This window comes from Curtobacterium sp. C2H10 (assembly GCF_025407985.1).
In the GTDB taxonomy this organism is placed as follows: Bacteria; Actinomycetota; Actinomycetes; order Actinomycetales; family Microbacteriaceae; genus Curtobacterium.
This window is the reverse complement of the sequence record NZ_JABXGF010000280.1, coordinates 1-231: the sequence shown is the minus strand read 5'-3', so window position 1 is coordinate 231 and position 231 is coordinate 1. Positions and strand designations below refer to the sequence as shown.

Annotated in this window: 1 pseudogene; it reads left to right on the top strand. The window is 57.6% G+C overall.

Features of this window, described 5'->3' with window-relative positions:
- Positions 1–231, top strand: a pseudogene (locus HWD93_RS18955) (sulfite reductase subunit alpha); the annotation flags it as partial.

Below are 231 nucleotides of genomic sequence, written 5' to 3'. Positions count from 1 at the left end.
CCCATGATAATGGTTGGGCCTGGAACCGGAGTTGCGCCGTTTCGCGGCTTTCTGCACGAGCGCCGCGCGCGGGGAGATAGCGGCCGCAACTGGCTGTTCTTCGGTGAGCAGCATGCCGAAACCGATTTCTATTATCGCGATGAGCTGCTGGCAATGCGCGAGGAGGGCTTTCTCAGCCAGCTCAGCCTGGCCTTTTCCCGGGATCAGGAGAAAAAAATTTATGTTCAGGAT